Source organism: Perlucidibaca aquatica (genome assembly GCF_001676655.1).
GTDB lineage: Bacteria > Pseudomonadota > Gammaproteobacteria > Pseudomonadales > Moraxellaceae > Perlucidibaca > Perlucidibaca aquatica.
Window position 1 is genome coordinate 1,092,514 of sequence record NZ_LZDB01000002.1, and the last position, 17,376, is coordinate 1,109,889.

16 protein-coding genes are annotated in these 17,376 nt (G+C 54.6%); 3 read left to right on the forward strand and 13 right to left on the reverse strand.

Features of this window, described 5'->3' with window-relative positions:
- Nucleotide 1: 1 nt before the first annotated feature.
- The 13 genes from lpxA to rpsB all read right to left on the reverse strand — a co-directional run bounded on the left by lpxA (nucleotide 2) and on the right by rpsB (nucleotide 12,542).
- Nucleotides 2-778: an acyl-ACP--UDP-N-acetylglucosamine O-acyltransferase gene (gene lpxA / locus A8710_RS08860; protein WP_068859786.1), complete on the reverse strand. Its 777-nt coding sequence runs from the start codon at nucleotides 776-778 to the stop codon at nucleotides 2-4.
- The gene (gene fabZ / locus A8710_RS08865; protein WP_068859788.1) at nucleotides 775-1,212 is read right to left on the reverse strand and encodes a 3-hydroxyacyl-ACP dehydratase FabZ; all 438 of its coding nucleotides are present in this window, start codon (nucleotides 1,210-1,212) and stop codon (nucleotides 775-777) included. Before fabZ ends, lpxA begins: the two co-directional genes overlap by 4 nt.
- 1 nt (nucleotide 1,213) lies before the next feature.
- Complete coding sequence (gene lpxD / locus A8710_RS08870; protein WP_068859790.1) at nucleotides 1,214-2,236, reverse strand: UDP-3-O-(3-hydroxymyristoyl)glucosamine N-acyltransferase; 1,023 nt, start codon at nucleotides 2,234-2,236, stop codon at nucleotides 1,214-1,216.
- A 24-nt stretch (nucleotides 2,237-2,260) separates the two neighbouring features.
- The gene (locus tag A8710_RS08875) at nucleotides 2,261-2,782 is read right to left on the reverse strand and encodes an OmpH family outer membrane protein (RefSeq protein ID WP_068859793.1); all 522 of its coding nucleotides are present in this window, start codon (nucleotides 2,780-2,782) and stop codon (nucleotides 2,261-2,263) included.
- Between the two features lie 4 nt (nucleotides 2,783-2,786).
- Nucleotides 2,787-5,132: an outer membrane protein assembly factor BamA gene (gene bamA, locus A8710_RS08880; RefSeq protein WP_068859794.1), complete on the reverse strand. Its 2,346-nt coding sequence runs from the start codon at nucleotides 5,130-5,132 to the stop codon at nucleotides 2,787-2,789.
- Between the two features lie 18 nt (nucleotides 5,133-5,150).
- Nucleotides 5,151-6,512, reverse strand: a complete 1,362-nt coding sequence (gene rseP / locus A8710_RS08885) for an RIP metalloprotease RseP (RefSeq protein ID WP_068859796.1) — start codon at nucleotides 6,510-6,512, stop codon at nucleotides 5,151-5,153.
- A 1-nt stretch (nucleotide 6,513) separates the two neighbouring features.
- Complete coding sequence (ispC, locus tag A8710_RS08890) at nucleotides 6,514-7,713, reverse strand: 1-deoxy-D-xylulose-5-phosphate reductoisomerase (RefSeq protein WP_068859798.1); 1,200 nt, start codon at nucleotides 7,711-7,713, stop codon at nucleotides 6,514-6,516.
- A gap of 6 nt (nucleotides 7,714-7,719) precedes the next feature.
- Nucleotides 7,720-8,547, reverse strand: coding sequence for a phosphatidate cytidylyltransferase (locus A8710_RS08895; RefSeq protein WP_068859800.1), 828 nt, complete (start codon nucleotides 8,545-8,547; stop codon nucleotides 7,720-7,722).
- Complete coding sequence (gene uppS, locus A8710_RS08900; protein WP_068859802.1) at nucleotides 8,540-9,316, reverse strand: polyprenyl diphosphate synthase; 777 nt, start codon at nucleotides 9,314-9,316, stop codon at nucleotides 8,540-8,542. Before uppS ends, A8710_RS08895 begins: the two co-directional genes overlap by 8 nt.
- 6 nt (nucleotides 9,317-9,322) lie before the next feature.
- On the reverse strand, nucleotides 9,323-9,877 hold the full coding sequence (gene frr, locus A8710_RS08905) for a ribosome recycling factor (RefSeq protein WP_068859804.1): 555 nt from the start codon (nucleotides 9,875-9,877) through the stop codon (nucleotides 9,323-9,325).
- A gap of 36 nt (nucleotides 9,878-9,913) precedes the next feature.
- Nucleotides 9,914-10,636: a UMP kinase gene (gene pyrH / locus A8710_RS08910; protein WP_068859806.1), complete on the reverse strand. Its 723-nt coding sequence runs from the start codon at nucleotides 10,634-10,636 to the stop codon at nucleotides 9,914-9,916.
- Nucleotides 10,637-10,737: 101 nt separating this feature from the next.
- Nucleotides 10,738-11,616 carry a translation elongation factor Ts gene (gene tsf / locus A8710_RS08915; RefSeq protein ID WP_068859808.1) on the reverse strand — a complete coding sequence of 293 codons (879 nt, stop codon included), beginning with the start codon at nucleotides 11,614-11,616 and terminating at the stop codon, nucleotides 10,738-10,740.
- Between the two features lie 182 nt (nucleotides 11,617-11,798).
- On the reverse strand, nucleotides 11,799-12,542 hold the full coding sequence (rpsB, locus tag A8710_RS08920; protein WP_068859810.1) for a 30S ribosomal protein S2: 744 nt from the start codon (nucleotides 12,540-12,542) through the stop codon (nucleotides 11,799-11,801).
- Nucleotides 12,543-12,751: 209 nt separating this feature from the next.
- Here rpsB and map point away from each other — a divergent pair, with 209 nt between their 5' ends.
- From map to dapC, 3 genes are read left to right on the forward strand one after another with little or no spacing between them, the layout of a single operon-like run.
- Nucleotides 12,752-13,546 carry a type I methionyl aminopeptidase gene (gene map, locus A8710_RS08925; RefSeq protein ID WP_068859812.1) on the forward strand — a complete coding sequence of 265 codons (795 nt, stop codon included), beginning with the start codon at nucleotides 12,752-12,754 and terminating at the stop codon, nucleotides 13,544-13,546.
- On the forward strand, nucleotides 13,543-16,149 hold the full coding sequence (locus A8710_RS08930; RefSeq protein WP_094078684.1) for a [protein-PII] uridylyltransferase: 2,607 nt from the start codon (nucleotides 13,543-13,545) through the stop codon (nucleotides 16,147-16,149). The genes map and A8710_RS08930 overlap by 4 nt, the downstream gene beginning before the upstream one ends.
- The gene (gene dapC, locus A8710_RS08935; protein ID WP_068859814.1) at nucleotides 16,149-17,345 is read left to right on the forward strand and encodes a succinyldiaminopimelate transaminase; all 1,197 of its coding nucleotides are present in this window, start codon (nucleotides 16,149-16,151) and stop codon (nucleotides 17,343-17,345) included. Before A8710_RS08930 ends, dapC begins: the two co-directional genes overlap by 1 nt.
- Nucleotides 17,346-17,376: the final 31 nt, after the last annotated feature.

Here is a 17,376-nt window from a genome sequence, read left to right on the forward strand (position 1 = left end):
TTTATCGGATGATGCCGCGCGTAGAAGCGCGCAGCGAGTCGATAAACAATTGAACCTCAGGCGCTTTGGATGCCAACTCTGCTAAAGGCGCATAAGCGTCATCTAGATTTAAGCCATCCCGGTAAACCGCTTTGTAGGCCCGGCGCAGTGCGTTAATGGTCTCCGAGGACCAGCCTTTGCGCTTCATGCCCTCGAAGTTCATGCCGCGTGGAATCGCCGGATTGCCACTGGCCATGACATACGCCGGAACATCTTTAAACAACGTCGTGCCACCACCCAGCATGGCATAAGAGCCAATTCGGCAGAATTGATGAATGCCTGAATTGCCCCCAACGATCACGCCATCACCAATCACAACATGACCTGCAATACCGGCATTGTTGGCAATAATGTTGTCATCACCGATCACGACATCATGAGCAATGTGGCTATTCACCATAAGCAAATTGCGTGAGCCAATTTTGGTCAGGCTCTTGTCTTGAATGGTGCCACGATGCAGCGAGCACGCTTCGCGAATGACGTTGTCGTCGCCGATTTCAAGTCGCGTGGGCTCACCCCGATACTTTTTGTCCTGGCAATCTGCACCCACCGAGGCGAATTGATAGATACGGTTGCGCTCGCCAATCCGCGTCGGACCAGAGATCACCACATGAGGGCCAATCCAGGTGTCGGCACCGATCACCACATCGGCACCAATGACAGAATAAGGGCCAATTTCAACACCCTCTGCGATGTCAGCTCGAGGGTCAATAATCGCAGTCGCGTGGATAAGGCTCATATCACTTGTTCCGCAATTAGCAGGTCGGCACTGGCGGCTAGTTCGCCATCAACCAGGGCACGACACGAAAATTTATAAATATGGCGACGACTTCCCGTCATCGTGGCTTCCAACACTAAGCGATCGCCGGGGATGACCTGACGCTTAAATCGCACATTATCAGCGCCTGCAAAAACATAAAGATGGCCGGACTCAGGGCTTTTGTTGTGGGTATAAAAGCCTAAGACCCCGGCAATCTGCGCCATGGCTTCAATCATTAACACGCCAGGCATGATGGGCTTGCCAGGAAAGTGCCCCTGGAAAAAATGCTCGTTAATGGTGATGTTCTTGAAACCCACAATATGCTTGCCAGCTTCCACTTCAGTGACACGGTCAACCAGCAAAAAGGGGTATCGCTGCGGCAGATAATGCATTACCTGCTCAATAGTCATCATGTTAAGTCTTCTCCAAGACGCGAACTCGCTGCGCTAACTCATCTAAACGACGCAGGCGCACCGCCATTTTCTTCCAGTTATCGGTGCTGTCAAAAGCCGTTCCGGACGAATAGGAACCGGGCTCACTAATGGACTTTGTGATCATGGTCATGCCGGTGATTTGCACGCCATCGCAAATTTCAATGTGCCCGACAATGCCAACACCACCCGCTAAAATACAGTGCTTGCCAATCCGGGTGCTGCCCGATACACCACAATTAGCTGCGATAGCGGTATGGGCACCAATAACCACGTTATGGGCAATCTGAACCTGATTATCAATAATCACACCGTTGTGGATTTCTGTGTCTTCTAACGCGCCACGGTCTATCGTGGTGTTCGCGCCAATATCCACGTCATCACCAATTACAACACGACCTATTTGGGCGATTTTCCGCCACACACCGCGTTCATTAGCGAAGCCAAAGCCATCACCACCAACAATCGTACCCGCGTGAATATTGACACGGTCCCCGAGCACACAATCGTGATAGATCACGACATGGCTACGGATACGACAATTTGCACCGATGTGGACGCGAGCATGAATCACCGCACCCGCCTCAATGACTGTGCCCTCGCCGATCACGGCGCCTTCACCAATAACGGCTAACGGCCCGATGCATGCGCTCGCTGGTACTTCAGCACTCTCAGCAACCACTGCACTGGCATGGACGCCCTGAGGTAACGTCGGGGTTCTATCGAAGCGATGAGATAGGGTCGCAAAAGCCACATAGGGATTGGGCAGAAACAGCGCTGGCCCCGCAAAGTCGCCCTTATCTTGGGCTCGCATGAGCACAGCACCCGCTTGAGTCGTAGCCAACAAAGGGCGATAGCGAGGGTTTGCTAAGAAGCTCAGCTGATGCGACTGAGCATTTTGCAAGGTTCCCATGCCCGTAATGAGATGCGCTGGATTCCCTTGCAGCTCAGCTCCTAGCTCATGCGCTAGCTCGCCAAGCGTGATGCTCATGTGAGGAGTAGTCATTGCTGCGAGCTCCGCCTAGCCTACTTATTTGGCTGCGTTCAGACGATCAACAACCCGCTTAGTCAGATCAAGATCCGGATCAACATAGATCACGCCACGACGATCTAAGATGACATCAAAATTGCCCGATTTGCGCATCTCGTCCAGCACGCTTTGCATACTAGGCAAGAGTTTATTTAAGAGGTCCTGCTGAGCATCCTGCGTGCGCTTTTGCACTAGTGTCACCAGCGAATTGAATTCGTTGGCTTTTTGATCCGCTTGCTCACGCAAGGCTTTCTTATCGCGCTCACTCATGGCGGCAGCTTCTTTCACAAACTTCTCTTCCATGGCTTTGATGTCTTTACGCAACTGCTCCAGCTTGTCGCGTTGTGGCTTCATGTCCGTCGCCAATTTTTCCTGAGCGGCTTGCGCTGCATTGGTCGCCAAAATAGCCGCCTCACGGTCTAAAACCGCAATGCGTGTTGGGGCATTGGCAGCCGCCGCCAAAGACATTGCAGACACAGACACTAGGGCAATAGCGCATAAGACATTACGAACGGTTTTCATCAGATCAGAATCCTTGTCCAAGAGAGAACTGGAAGGCTTGAGTATCGTCGCCATCCTGAGTATTTAAGGGCTTTGCCACCGCAAATGTTAATGGCCCGATGGGCGTGATCCAAGACAGGCCTACACCCACGGAGTAACGTAAATTACCCAAGGAAGGCTTGTAGTCTGTGGTGGAGGTTGCCTTCGCATTGGTATCGAAAATATTACCCACATCGAAGAACGCCAAGGTGCGAATTTTGCTCTTGTCCTCGATAAACGGCACGGGGAAGATTAACTCCACACCACCCTCGACTTGCACATTACCGCCAATCGACTCCGACTCCGGCAGCAGGACCGCTGGGTTAGAGAGTGACAGACGCTGGCTGCGCGGGCCCATCGAGTTGTCACGGAAGCCACGGACCGAGCCGAAGCCGCCACCAAAAAAGTTACGGTAGAACGGTAAGCTGCTACCACTGATGGCGTCGCCATAACCCAAACGCGCGTATCCACGTCCAACCCAGTCGCTGCGAACGGGGAAGTAGCGCTGAGCGTTATAGGTCAGCTTATAAAAACTCACATCACTGCCAGGCAGGCCTAACTCCATCGCTACCGATTGTGATGCACCAGCCGTAGGGAAAGTGCCACGGTTCAGGGTATTTCGCGCCCAAGAAGCCGTGCCGGTATAGGTCATCAAGTTATTGCCATTTTCATTGGTGAATTTGAAAACGGCCTCAGACGGATTCACACCCAAACTGATTTTCGTTTGGTCAATACCCGCCGAGAAGCTGATGGTTTCTGTTTCATCAATCGGATAGCTAAAACTGATGTTTGCGCCCAAGGAATCTGTCGAGTAATTGCTGATGTTTAAATCATCGAGCTTGGTCTGACGCAGATAGAAGTTATAGCCACGGCTAATCCCTTCTGGAGTGAAGTAGGGGTCCAAGAAGGACACATTGTAGGCATCACGCACATCCGAGCGGTTTAAACCAATAGAGACGCGGTTACCCGTACCCAAGAAGTTGGTTTGGCTAACATTGGCGCCGAAGACCAGACCCGCATTCTGTGAGTAACCCAAGCTTGCACTGATCGAGCCAGAAGCCTGCTCCGTAACGGCCACATTTAAATCGACTTGGTCCGTGGTGCCTGGCACGCGGGCGTTTTCAACTTTTACATCGCTGAAAAAACCTAGGCGCTGCAAACGAACCTTAGAAAGATCAATTTTCTCTGCCGAAGCTTGTGCCCCTTCGAATTGGCGCATTTCACGACGAAGGACGCTGTCATCCGTTTTTAGATTGCCCGTGAAATTAATTCGGCGTACCGACATGACCCGATTAGCATTGACGTAGAAAACAATTTTTGCGGTTTTCGTTGCGTCATCCAGCTCGGGCACGCCTTGAACATCGGCCAGCAAATAACCATCACGACCTAAACGACGCGTAATGATTTCGTTGGTGAGCGTCACCACTTTTTGTGAGTAAACCTGACCTGGCTGTGCCAATAACAGGTTTTTCAATTCCGATTCAGGTACCGGCAAGTCGCCCGCCAAGCGTACATCACCGACTTTAAAGGGTTCGCCTTCGCTCACGTTAATATCAATATAGACTTGATCTTTGTTTGGCGAGAGCGTGACTTGAGTCGAGTCGACGCTGAATCGTAAGTAGCCACGATCGAGGTAGAAAGAGCGCAGGGTTTCGATGTCTGCTGTTAACTTTTCACGCGAATACTTGTCGTCACCATAAATAAACGACAATAAATGCCTGGATTGGAGCTGTAGCTGCTTAAGCAGTATGGGGTCCTTAAATACCGTATTGCCATTGATGCTAATACGCTTAATGCGAGCCGTATCACCTTCTTTAATGGTAATGCTGATGCCCACTCGGTTACGCGGCAATGGCTTGGCTGTTGCCGTCACTGTTGCGCCGTAACGACCTTGTGCTGCGTACTGGCGCTGCAACTCCAAACGCACCTGATCCAAGGCGGCACGCTTAAACACTTCGCCCTCACTCAGGCCAATGGTTTTCAAACCTTTCAACAAGTCTTCCTTATTGATGGATTGGTTACCGCTCAGCTCAATCGTCGAAATACTCGGACGTTCAACCACGCGCACAATGAGCGCATCGCCGTCCCGCAATGCCTGAACATCCTCAAACTGGCCCGAAGCAAAAAGTGCTCGCACCAAGTCTGCACTACGCTCATCGGTCACCGTTTCGCCGGCGGCAAACGGTAATAAGGCATAAACGCTGGAGGCAGATAAGCGCCCTAAGCCTTCCAAGCGAATGTCTTTAACGACAAAGCTGTCAGCATGTGCAGAGACGCTGGCAATGGCCAGTGCAAGAGGCAATACAGCCAAAGAAGGCCAGTTACGTGTCATGTGAGCAGTCATCCAAAATCAAAACAAGCGACGAATATCGTTCAATATAGCGAGCAGCATGACACTGCCCATCAGAGCGACGCCAACGCGCAAGCCCATCAACTGCACCGCCTCGGGAAGAGGCCGGCGAAATATGGCTTCAATCGCGTAATACAATAAATGACCACCATCCAAAACAGGGATGGGGAGTAAGTTCAGTACGCCCAAGCTCACGCTAAGTAAGGCCATGAACCCCACCAGGGACTCCCAACCAATACTCGCACTGTGACCCGCTACTTTCACAATAGTTATGGGGCCACTGAGTGAATCCATACCAATCAAACCGGATAGCATCTTGTACAGGGAAGTCAGCGACAAGGCTATGATTTGACCTGTTTTATCGAATGCCTGAAGCAGCGCCGCTATCGGTGCGAGAGCCCGGTCGCGTTGATACTCCGGCGGAATATGAATCGGTGCGTCAATCACGCCAACGCCCAAGCGACCGACGGGTTGACCAGAGAACTCGTGCGTCAGGTCGGGAGTCACGGTGAGCACCAGTGGTGAGCCATTGCGAACCAATTCCCAGGTCATGGCGTGATCGGGATGCTGCTGAATTTGCTCGACGACCTGCTGCCAGTCCGACACGGCAACACCATCAATGCGTTCAATGCGGTCGTTAATCGCCAATCCGGCTTTGTCGGCGGGACTGGCTGATTCGACGGCGCCAATGACCGGTGGCATGGGTGGCATCCACGGCACAAAGCCCAGTGCGCGGAAGGGATCTTGGGTGCTGTCGACTAAATATCTATCCACCGTAATAAAGCGTTGCTGCGCTTGCGTGGCACCTTGCGGCAGGACATTGACCGTCAAAGTGGTGCTGTCGCCAATGTATTCAACTAATGCGTAATTGGCTGATTCCCAATCGGGAACTTTGCGGGTGTTAATGCTTAACAGCTCATCCCCAACGTTTAAGCCAGCCATGGCCGCGGGCGAATCCGGCAGGACTTTGCCAACAATGGGACGCAAACTTTGCCCAGGCTGCAAAAACAGTACCCAATACAGAAGCACGGCAAAGATCAGGTTGATCAACGGGCCGGCGGCAACAATCGCCATGCGCTTGCCCACAGATTGCCGGTTAAATGCTTGAGACTTCAGGCTCTCTGGAACGTCCGCTTCGCGTTCATCAAGCATACGAACAAAGCCGCCGAGCGGGATGGCCGCCAGTCGATACTCCGTTCCATCCCGCGCTGTGCGCTGCCACAGGGCCGGCCCAAATCCGATGGAGAAGGTGAGTACTTTCACGCCGCAACGTCTCGCCACCCAAAAATGGCCAAACTCATGGATGGCAATAAGTGGCCCCAAGACGACTATTCCGGCAAGCAGGACATAGAGAAACTGCATATCAGCCCTCTCCTGTTTTAGACAAATAATGTGCCACGATGGCATGTGCTCGCTGGCGTGCCTCAGCATCGGCCGCCAGAATAGTAGCCAATTCCTCTGCGGCTGACACCGGAATTTCATTCAGGACTTGCTCAATCACACGAGCAATCCCCAGGAAATCGAGTTTGCCGGCCAAAAAGGCCGCCACAGCCACTTCATTCGCGGCATTCAACACGGCCGGATGCGTACCGCCCGCCGTCATCGCTTCTTTCGCCAGGCGTAAGCACGGGAATCGCTGCAAATCGGGCGCCTCAAAAGTCAGCGCGGTTAGCTGTGCAAAATTTAAGGCCGGCACGCCCGATGCGATGCGTTCCGGCCATGCCAGCGCATGAGCAATCGGCGTGCGCATATCGGGCTGACCCATCTGCGCCAGCACCGAGCCATCGGCGTAGCACACCATGGAATGAATCACACTCTGCGGATGCACCACCACGTCGATCTGATCAGGTCGCGCTGCGAACAACCAACACGCCTCAATAAACTCTAATCCCTTGTTCATCAGGGTCGCGGAGTCGACAGAAATTTTCTGACCCATGGACCAGTTTGGGTGCTTTACCGCCTGTGCTGGGGTGACTGACTGCAACTGCTCTACGCTAAATTCACGAAAGGGACCGCCAGATGCCGTCAGAAGCAACTTGTCGACACCCACAGCGGTCAGCCCCTGTGCATGGTTAGGTGGCAAGCATTGGAAAATTGCATTGTGCTCTGAGTCGATAGGCAGCAAGGTCGCACCATGCTCGCGAACGGCGCGCATGAACAAAGCACCCGACATGACTAGCGCTTCTTTATTGGCCAGCAAGACCCGTCGACCGGCCTTAACCGCTGCTAACGTGGGCAACAGGCCCGCAGCACCAACAATAGCCGCCATCACGGTGTCCGCTTCCTCAGCGACGCGCGCCAGTGCAGCCTCCCCGACTAAAACCTCAGTGGCGTTAGCGCCGCCTTGCAGTTTTTCACGCAGTAATAATGCGCTCGCGTCATCCGCCACCACGGCATAAACCGGATTAAACGTCAGGCACAACTCGCTCAGTTCAATGACGCGACTAAACGCCGTGAGTGCATACACGCGATAACGTTCGGGGTAGCGCGCCACGACATCCAGCGTACTGCGGCCGATAGAGCCGGTTGCGCCCAATACAGTGAGTGTTTGCAAGGCTGTCATCGGAAATTAGAAGCCGCCCGCCAGCCACCAACCCGCGAGGAATACGGGCGCGGCAGCGGTGATGGAGTCGATGCGATCGAGCGCGCCACCGTGTCCAGGAAAAATCTTACCGGAGTCTTTAATGCCCGCACGACGCTTCACCATGGACTCGAACAAATCCCCGAGTACTGAAGCAAGAACCGTCGTTGCCGAAACCACGGCAAAAAGTAAAAACTGCAGACCCGCTAACTGAAGATTAAACGCCACGACAAGCATAATGATCGACGTGGTCACGAGGCCGCCATAGAGGCCTTCGCGGGTTTTAGCAGGACTCACCGAGGGAGCCAGTTTGACCTTGCCAAAACGGCGACCGGCGAAATACGCACCCGTGTCTGCGCCCCAAACCAGCAGCAGCACATACATTAACCACCAGGGTGATTGGCCGTGCAGCTGCACGAGGCCAGCCCATGTTGGCACCAACAAAAGCAAGCCAATCAACAGCATCAAAAACGGGCGATCCCAGCGTTGAGCATCGCCGGGGTAGCGACGCACCCAAACCAAGGCCACCAACCAAAACAGCGCGGCGCCGGCCATGAGCGGCCCTAAGGCATTGACGCCCGCTGCATCAAAGCTCAGTGCCTGCGGCTTAACCCCATACATGGCTGCTGCCACGAGACCGACAAAGCCAAGGCGAGCAAGCAAGGCCGACACTCGCATCATCGCCGTCCATTCCCAGGCAGCCGCTAAGATAATGGCCGAGGCAAAAAGTGGGAACGCTGAGGCTACACCGCCAAAAACGCACCACAACACCACGGGTAAAAGAAGAAGTGCCGTTATGACGCGTTCTTTAAGCATGAAGGGCCTCGATTTGTTCTGATGTTCGGCCAAAGCGGCGTTGCCGCTGTGAAAACTCGTTTAAGGCAGCTTGCAGCTGATCATGACCAAAGTCTGGCCACAAGGCATCGCTGAAATAATATTCCGCATACGCGGACTGCCATAAAACAAAATTACTAATACGAAGCTCGCCACCCGTGCGAATCATAAGATCCACCGGCGGCACATCCGCCAGTTCGATATGTTCTGCAACCCGTGCCGGCGTAATGTCTTTAGGCGCCAATGTTCCCGCGGCAACCTGCTCAGCAAGACGACGCGCCGCTTGGGCCATGTCCCACTGTCCACCGTAATTGACGGCAATCACCAGCGTCATACGCGTATGCGACTGAGTCAGCGCCTCAGCTTTTAACATGCCGGCTTGAAGCTCTGCCGAGAAGGCACTGCGGTCACCGATAAAGCGCAAACGAATACGCGCCTTGTTCAGTTCCTGAACGCGAACCTCTAGTGCCATGAGAAAGAGCTGCATAAGCGCAGCGACTTCGTCAGGCGGACGACGCCAGTTCTCGCTGGAAAAGGCAAACACCGTGAGCACTTCAATTCGCGCTTTTGCAGCCAGCTCGACCACATTACGCAGCGCCAGCTCACCAGCACGATGACCCTCCGTGCCCGGCAAGCCGCGTACTTTTGCCCACCGATTATTGCCATCCATGATGACCGCCACATGGCGTGGCAAGGCATGGGTACACGCCTCCGCATCTGGCGCTGAACTACTCGGCTGGTCTTGATCCATGGCCCATCAAACCTGCATGAGTTCGGCTTCTTTTGCCGCCAGCAGGCGGTCCGCCTCAGCAACAAAGCGGTCGGTAATTTTCTGGATGTCGTCTGTGCCGCGACGCTCGTCGTCCTCGGAAATCTCTTTTTCCTTGGCCAACTCTTTAATATCGCCAATGACATCGCGACGAATATTACGCAGAGCCACGCGTGCGCCTTCGGTTTCGTTTCTCGCCAACTTCTGCATGTCGCGACGAGTTTGTTCGGTCAACGCCGGCAACGGCACGCGAATCACGTCGGTGGTGACCGGATTTAGGCCGAGATCCGAGTTACGAATGGCTTTATCAATAGCGCCCACCATGTTGCGCTCATACGGCTGCACAATCAGTGTTCGCGAGTCATCCACATTGACGTTAGCCACTTGCATGAGCGGAGTGTCTGTACCGTAGTAAGGCACCATCACGTCTTTCAACATGGACGGGTGAGCACGACCTGTACGCACGCGAGAAAACGCTTGCTCCAGGGCATCCAAGGTTTTTTGCATACGGACTTCACAGTCCTTTTTCAGATCATTGATCATGAAAACTCCAAACAACAATACGGTCGAAAACTAAAATTAACGCGTCACCAACGTGCCTTCAGACTCACCCACCACAAGGTTCAGCAAGGCACCGGTCTTATTCATATTAAAGACACGCAGTGGCATGTTGTGGTCGCGGCACAGGCACATAGCGGTCAAATCCATAACGGCTAGTTGCTTAGTCAGCACTTCATCGAAAGTAATTAAATCGTACTTGGTGGCGCTGGGGTCTTTCACCGGGTCGGCACTGTAGATGCCATCAACCTTCGTTGCCTTGATGACAATATCGGCATTGATCTCAATGCCCCGCAAGCACGCAGCGGTGTCGGTGGTGAAGAATGGATTGCCGGTACCAGCCACAAAAATACAGACATCGCCACTTTGTAAATGTCGAATAGCAGCGCGGCGATCGTAATGATCAACCACACCACTCATGGGGATGGCCGACATTAAGCGAGTTTTGATGTTGTTGCGTTCTAGGGCATCACGCAGGGCTAAGCCGTTCATCACGGTCGCCAGCATGCCCATGTGATCACCAGCCACTCGGTCCAAGCCAGCCTGTTGCAGCGCTGCGCCACGGAACAAATTGCCGCCGCCCACTACAATGCCCACTTGCACACCAATACCGACGAGCTGACCCACCTCCAGCGCCATGCGCTTCAGGACTTTAGGGTCAATGCCAACATCGGCATCTCCAGCTAGTGCCTCACCCGACAATTTCAGCAGAATGCGCTTGTGCGCGAGACGTTGATCAGTCATTAGCAGGGCCTCTTTAAGGGTTTTAGATTGTTGGCAAGCTTACAGCAAAAAGGCCTCATTAAGAGGCCTTTTGCAGACAGTCAGTGATGACTGGCGACGACTTACTTACCGGCAGCAGCAGCCTGCGTAGCGGCCACTTCAGCAGCGAAGTCAACTTCTACTTTTTCAATGCCTTCGCCGACTTCCAGACGCACGAACTTGGTCACTTTTGCACCGGCCTTAGCCAACACAGCGCCCACCTTCTGTTCTGGGTCGATCACAAAGCCTTGCTCAACCAGGGAGACTTCACCACGGAACTTAGCGAGAGCGCCCTGCACCATTTTTTCAACGATGTTGGCTGGCTTGCCGGATTCAGCCGCCTTAGCTTCAGCAATTTCCTGCTCTTTCGCGAGCACTTCAGCAGGAATTTCGTCTGCATTAACAACCAGTGGGTTTGCTGCAGCTACGTGCATAGCCACTTGCTTACCGAGGTCGATGTCGCCACCTTCGAAAGCAACAACCACACCAATTTTCAGGCCGTGAACATAGGTGGCCAGCTGAGCGCCTTCAACCAAAACGGCGCGACGAACTTGGATGTTTTCACCGATCTTCTGTACCAGCAGTACACGAGCCTCTTCAACGGTGATGCCGTCGTAGTTCAGCTCAGCAATCTTGGCTACATCGGTTTCGCGGGCAGCCAGGGCAATGCCGGCAACCTTGTTGGCGAAAGCGGAGAAGTTGGCATCACGAGCCACGAAGTCAGTCTGGCAGTTCACTTCCAGCGCGATAGCCACACCAGCATCGCTAGCCAGAATGATGGCGCCATCAGCGGCGATGTTGCCCGCTTTCTTAGCGGCTTTGGCCTGACCCGACTTACGCAGGTTATCAATAGCCAGCTCGATGTCAGCACCGGCTTCAACCAATGCCTTTTTGCATTCCATCATGCCGAGGCCAGTACGCTCACGGAGTTCTTTTACGAGGGCGGCGGTTACGTCTGCCATGATTAAATCCTCACAGTGTGTTCAATAAAAAAGGCCTCCGCCTGACGGCGTCGACCAAAAAAGGGATGTTTCAGCAGCGCAGAAACATCATCTGAAACAAAAAACCATCTGAAAAAAGGGGCCTAAGCCCCTTTCTTCATCTATCAGCCACTCAAAAGCACGAAACTAAGTGCCTTCGAAAATTACTCAGCAGCGGCAGCGACTTCAACAAAACCGTCAGCTTCGCGACCACCGGTGGTGGCAGCGAATTCACGACCTTCGATGATGGCATCAGCCATCGAACCGACGTAGAGGTGAATAGCGCGAATGGCGTCATCGTTACCAGGGATCACATAATCCACACCCGTTGGGTTGGAGTTAGTATCCACCACACCGATCACGGGGATGCCCAGCTTACGCGCTTCGGCGATTGCAGTGGCTTCGTGATCAACGTCGATAACGAACATGGCATCGGGCAAGCCGCCCATGTCCTTAATGCCGCCCAGCGATTTTTCCAGCTTTTCCATTTCGCGAGTGCGTTCCAGCACTTCACGCTTGGTCAGCTTGGCGAATGTGCCGTCAGCGAGCTGAGCTTCCAGATCTTTCAGACGCTTGATCGACTGGCGAATGGTCTTCCAGTTGGTCAGCATGCCGCCGAGCCAGCGGTGGTTAACGTAGGGCTGACCAGCGCGAGCGGCGTGCTCAGCAATGATCGGCGCTGCCGCGCGCTTGGTGCCAACAAAAAGAACCTTGTTCTTCTGGCTGGACAGACGGTTAACGAAATTCAGGGCATCATTGAGCGCTGGAACAGTGTGTTCCAAGTTGATGATATGGATCTTGTTGCGGGCGCCGAAGATGTACGGGGCCATTTTGGGGTTCCAGAAGCGAGTCTGGTGACCGAAGTGAGCGCCGGCTTGCAGCAGCTCACGCATGGTGACTTGTGCCATGAGAGTTTCTCCAGTTGGGTTATGGCCTCGCAACAGCCCCAATTACCAACTCATTTTTCTCAATGAGCACCCGGTAATCGTGTCGACTGTTGGTCGGATTTAAAAATACACACTTCGTATGTTTGCCGAAATGCGGCGCGCTTTATACCATAGGCGACTTCTAAACCTCAACCACTGCGTGAATTCGCAGGGTTCGTCCGGGACATTGCATGAGCACGCTGATTAAGACCGCTGAAGAAATCGACAAAATGCGCGTGGCTGGCCGCCTCGCCGCTGACGTACTCACCATGATTGGTGAGTACGTCAAAGTCGGTGTCAGCACTGAGACACTGAATCAGATCTGTCACGACTACATCGTCAATGTTCAAGGCGCTATTCCGGCGCCACTGAATTATCGCGGTTTCCCGAAAAGCATCTGCACGTCGGTGAATCAGGTCATCTGTCATGGTATCCCCAGTGACAAGAAAATCTTAAAGGATGGCGACATCATCAATGTCGATGTCACGGTCATTAAGGATGGCTATCACGGTGACACCAGCAAAATGTTCTTTGTTGGGCAACCTTCCATCTTGGCGCAACGACTGGTTCGCGTAACGCAAGAGTGCTTATACAAGTCATTGGCGTTGGTTCGTCCTGGCTGCACGTTGGGCGACATCGGTGCCGTCATTCAGCAACATGCACAAGCGAACCGCTATTCAGTGGTACGTGAATACTGTGGTCATGGCATTGGCAAAGTGTTCCATGAAGAACCACAAATTCTGCATTACGGTAAAGCGGGTGAAGGCATGGCACTGCAAGCAGGCATGACCTTTACCATTGAGCCTATGATCAATGCCGGTTCGCACCACACGAAATTGCTGCCCGATGAATGGACCGTAGTGACCAAAGATCACAAGTTATCCGCGCAGTGGGAGCACACCATTCTCGTCACGGATACGGGCGTCGAAATTCTGACCGCACGCCCCGAAGAAGACTTTACGTTCCTGACCGAGCGTGCCGCATGAACACCTCCCCTTCAGACAAAACCAGTCTGAAAGCAGCGCAGGCTGAACTCATTGAGCGCTTCAAGGAAGGCCGTGACATTCGTCTCTTAGTGCGCGAATGGGCCAATGCCATTGATGATGTCTTGCGCCAAGCCTGGGTCAATCTGGGCTTAGATCAGTTTAATGATCTTGCGCTGTTGGCTGTGGGCGGCTATGGCCGTGCTGAGCTTCATCCGGCATCGGACGTGGATGTGTTGATACTGCATGACGGTGCAGAGCTGCCCACGGGCGCCGAGGAAGCCGTTAGCCAGTTCATCACGCACTTGTGGGACTTGGGGCTGGACATCGGCTCCAGCGTGCGTTCGCTCTCGGACTGCGTGCGGCTGGCGACGGAAGACATCACCATCGCCACCAACATCATGGAATCGCGCACGCTGGTGGGTGACGAGCGCCTGCGTCGCGACATGCAGCGCCTGACCGGACCGGATCGCTTGTGGCCGGGAAAAGCCTTTTTTATTGCCAAGCGCGATGAACAAATTGCGCGGCATGCCAAGCACAACAACACCGAATACAACCTGGAGCCGGACCTCAAAAACGCACCCGGCGGGCTGCGCGACATCCAAACCATTGGCTGGGTCGCCAAGCGCCACTTTGGTGCCGATACGCTGCGTGATTTAGTGGCGCATGGCTTTATAACCGAGGCCGAGTTTGTTGAGCTAGATGAGTGTCAGTGCGTACTTTGGCGCATTCGATTCGCGCTCTACATCGTCAGTGGTCGCAGCGATACGCGTGTGCTTTTCGACTACCAGCGACGCATGGCCGAGCTTTTTGGCTATGGTGATAGCCAGGCTAATCGCGGCGTCGAGCAGCTGATGCAAGACTATTACCGCGCGGCCATGCGCATTTCCATGCTTAATGAAATGCTGCTGCGCTACTTCGACGAAGCCATTCTGGGCGAAGACGAAAGCGCTCCCGTGGTGGCGCTCAACAGCCGTTTTCAATTGCGTAATGGCATCATTGAAGTCACCTCCGAAGACGTGTTTAAGCGCTACCCTTCGGCCCTGCTAGAGATTTTTGTGCTGCTGGGTGATCACCCTGAAGTCACTGAAGTTCGCGCCAGCACCATTCGCCTGATCATGCAGCATGCTGTGCTCATCGATGACAACTTCCGCAACGACATTCGAAATAAGTCCTTGTTTATGGAGCTGTTGCGCTGCCGCACCGCCCTGTTTTCCTCGCTGCGCCGAATGAAGCGTTACGGTATTTTGGGCCGCTACATTCCGGCTTTTGGCGCCATCATCGGCAAAATGCAGTACGACCTCTTCCACATCTACACGGTGGATGCGCACACGCTACTGGTGCTGAAGAACATGCGTCGCTTCCGCTACCCCGAAGTGGAGGAACGCTTTCCGGTCGTCGCCAAAGTCGCCAAGAATCTGCCAAAAATTGAGCTGCTCTACATCGCCGGCTTGTTTCACGACATCGCTAAGGGTCGCGGCGGCGATCACTCTGAGCTGGGTGCAGTGGATGCTCATGACTTCTGCATTGAGCACGGCCTTGGCAAGTGGGATGCCAATTTGGTGGCCTGGCTGACGCAGCAACATTTGGTCATGTCGGTGACGGCGCAGAAGAAAGATGTGTCTGATCCTGATGTCATCAACGAGTTCGCGAAGAAAGTCGGCGACATCGTGCACTTGGACTATCTCTACGCGCTCACCGTGGCCGATATTTGCGCCACCAACCCCACGCTGTGGAACTCCTGGCGCGCCTCGCTATTACGCCAGCTCTACACGCAGACCAAGCGCGCACTGCGTCGCGGCCTGGTGAATCCGATCGACAAGCAGGAGTGGATCATCGAGAACCGCGCCTCGGCGCTGGAGCTGCTCGAAGATCAACAGATCGGCAGCAGCGAAGCCGAAGGCGTGTGGGACAGCCTCGGTGACGACTATTTCCTGCGCGAGTCGGCAAAAGACATCGCCTGGCATACCACGGCGCTGCTGCGTCACGGACCGGATGCCGGGCCACTGGTGCTGGTGCGCGAAAACCATAGCGAGCCCTACGATGGCGCCACGCAGATCTTCGTCTACACCCGCGACCTGCCGAACCTGTTCGCCGCCACCGTGGCCGCGCTGGATCAACTGCACCTGACGGTCATGGATGCGCGCATCATCACCTCGAACAACGGCTTTTCGCTGGACACCTACATCGTGCTCGACGAAAACGGCGACCGCATTGCCGACAGCTCGCGCTTAGCGCATATCGGCAACGAGCTGCGCCAGAGTCTGGCGCGCCCGGATCAGTTCCCGGTACTGGTACAGCGCCGCCTGCCGCGCCAGCTCAAGCATTTCGATGTGCGAACACAAGTGAATTTGAGCAACGATCTGGTGCATCAGCGTACGGTGGTTGAGGTCATTACGCTCGACCGTCCTGGCCTGCTGGCGCGGGTCGGACGCATATTCATGGAGCACGGCGTTAACTTGCAGAACGCGCGTATTGCTACCCTGGGTGAGCGTGCAGAGGACGTGTTCTTTCTCACGGACGCCGCTCAACAACCGCTTTCCGATCCCGAGCTTTGCGAGCGCCTGTGCGCCGCTTTGCGCGATCAACTGGACCAGACCTCCTGATGAATCCTGAATTGTCGCTGCTGCATCCCTACCCGTTCGAAAAGCTCGCGACCTTGTTCAAAGGCCATACTGCTCCAACGCAGCTAAAGCCTATTGCGCTGTCCATCGGCGAGCCCAAGCATGCTTCGCCGGCCTTCGTGGCAGATGCCATCGCCCGCCATATTAGCGGCCTGTCGAACTATCCGACCACGCTGGGCCTGCCGGTGCTGCGCGAAGCTATCGCCCAGTGGCTGACGCAACGCTTCGGCCTGAAAGCAGTGGATGCCGGCACGCAGGTACTGCCGGTCAATGGCACGCGTGAAGCGCTGTTTTCGTTCACGCAGGCGGTGGTTAATCGCAGCGTGAGTGAGCGGCCGCTGGTGCTTATGCCGAATCCGTTCTATCAAATCTATGAAGGCGCCGCCTTGCTCGCCGGCGCCGAACCGGTGTTTCTGCCCTGCACTCCTGCCACCGGTTTACAACCCGACTTTGATGCCGTGCCCGACTCAGTCTGGGCGCGCACGCAGCTGCTGTTCATTTGCACGCCGGGCAACCCCACGGGTGCGCTGCTGAGCATGGCCACGCTGCAAAAGCTGATTGCTCTGAGCGACCGCTTCGGTTTCGTCATCGCCTCCGACGAGTGCTATTCGGAAATTTACTTCGATGAAAGCCTGCCACCCGTGGGCTTATTGCAAGCCTGTGCTGAGCTCGGACGCGATGATTTTAAGAACTGCGTGGTCTTTCACTCTTTATCAAAACGCTCCAACCTGCCCGGCCTGCGCTCCGGTTTTGTCGCGGGCGATGCTGCCGTGCTCAAGCAATATCTGCGTTATCGCACCTATCACGGCTCCGCCATGCCGGTTCAGCATCAATTGGCCTCAACAGAGGTCTGGCAAGATGAGGCCCATGTGAGGGACAATCGCGCCCTTTATCGCGACAAGTTCGCGCGCGTGCTGGCCATACTGAATCCGGTCCTGCCACTGCAGATGCCCGAAGCGGGTTTTTACTTTTGGGCACGCACGCCGGGCTCCGATGAAGATTTCGCCCGCGAGCTGCATGCACAGCAAGCCGTTACCGTGCTGCCCGGCCGCTATCTGGCTCGCACCGGCAGCGATGGCCGCAACCCGGGCGAAGGTCATGTGCGGATGGCGTTGGTTGCCAGTGTGGCGGAGTGTGTTGAGGCCGCCGAAAGAATTCGATCCTTTCTTCAGAAGTGATTCTTGGGAAGTGATTTTTGTTTTGCCTGAT

Coding starts and splice junctions, on each gene's coding strand:
- ispC (WP_068859798.1), bottom strand. CDS start 7,713: ATGACAGCCTTGCAAACACTCACTGTATTGGGCGCAACCGGCTCTATC.
- dapC (WP_068859814.1), top strand. CDS start 16,149: ATGAATCCTGAATTGTCGCTGCTGCATCCCTACCCGTTCGAAAAGCTC.
- lpxD (WP_068859790.1), bottom strand. CDS start 2,236: ATGACTACTCCTCACATGAGCATCACGCTTGGCGAGCTAGCGCATGAG.
- A8710_RS08930 (WP_094078684.1), top strand. CDS start 13,543: ATGAACACCTCCCCTTCAGACAAAACCAGTCTGAAAGCAGCGCAGGCT.
- frr (WP_068859804.1), bottom strand. CDS start 9,877: ATGATCAATGATCTGAAAAAGGACTGTGAAGTCCGTATGCAAAAAACC.
- rpsB (WP_068859810.1), bottom strand. CDS start 12,542: ATGGCACAAGTCACCATGCGTGAGCTGCTGCAAGCCGGCGCTCACTTC.
- tsf (WP_068859808.1), bottom strand. CDS start 11,616: ATGGCAGACGTAACCGCCGCCCTCGTAAAAGAACTCCGTGAGCGTACT.
- fabZ (WP_068859788.1), bottom strand. CDS start 1,212: ATGATGACTATTGAGCAGGTAATGCATTATCTGCCGCAGCGATACCCC.
- A8710_RS08895 (WP_068859800.1), bottom strand. CDS start 8,547: ATGCTTAAAGAACGCGTCATAACGGCACTTCTTCTTTTACCCGTGGTG.
- rseP (WP_068859796.1), bottom strand. CDS start 6,512: ATGCAGTTTCTCTATGTCCTGCTTGCCGGAATAGTCGTCTTGGGGCCA.
- pyrH (WP_068859806.1), bottom strand. CDS start 10,636: ATGACTGATCAACGTCTCGCGCACAAGCGCATTCTGCTGAAATTGTCG.
- bamA (WP_068859794.1), bottom strand. CDS start 5,132: ATGACACGTAACTGGCCTTCTTTGGCTGTATTGCCTCTTGCACTGGCC.
- A8710_RS08875 (WP_068859793.1), bottom strand. CDS start 2,782: ATGAAAACCGTTCGTAATGTCTTATGCGCTATTGCCCTAGTGTCTGTG.
- lpxA (WP_068859786.1), bottom strand. CDS start 778: ATGAGCCTTATCCACGCGACTGCGATTATTGACCCTCGAGCTGACATC.
- uppS (WP_068859802.1), bottom strand. CDS start 9,316: ATGGATCAAGACCAGCCGAGTAGTTCAGCGCCAGATGCGGAGGCGTGT.
- map (WP_068859812.1), top strand. CDS start 12,752: ATGAGCACGCTGATTAAGACCGCTGAAGAAATCGACAAAATGCGCGTG.